General features: G+C 63.9%; 1 protein-coding gene. It reads left to right on the top strand.

Annotated features, from left to right (window positions below):
• Nucleotides 1-107: 107 nt before the first annotated feature.
• Nucleotides 108-410, top strand: a 303-nt coding sequence (locus I6F36_RS39150) for a dihydroxy-acid dehydratase (protein WP_346656720.1), incomplete at its 3' end; no start/stop codon positions are given.

Raw genomic sequence — 410 nt, forward strand, 5'->3', positions numbered from 1 at the left:
GCTCTGCCCAAACCCTCGGGATTGCGCGAGAGCTTGGCACCGATCCGGATCTGATCCACGAGCCGTCGGTTGGCGTGGTCGGCACCAAAGGCGACAGTCAGTGCTACATGGGTGTGACGGCGAAGGTCGATGCCATCCACCAAAGCCTCAAGAGCCGTATCGGAAAGGGAGCAGGCCAGTTGAAGCTGCGCCTGGTCCAGCCGGAATACACGATCGCGACGTCGGACGGCATCCGCAATGGAACCCGCGAAATGCGCTATTCGCTGATCGGGCGGGAAGTCACTCACGATGCGCTCTGCGAGCACTTGAGCGCGACCGGTCTCGGCGGCACCATCGCCGTCGTAGCCTGTGACAAGCCGCCGGTCGGCACGCTGGCCGCGCTGCTCGAGCACAATCAGCCCGCGATCATC

The sequence above is a fragment of the Bradyrhizobium sp. BRP19 genome (assembly GCF_020194195.1).
Taxonomy (GTDB): Bacteria; Pseudomonadota; Alphaproteobacteria; order Rhizobiales; family Xanthobacteraceae; genus Bradyrhizobium; species Bradyrhizobium yuanmingense.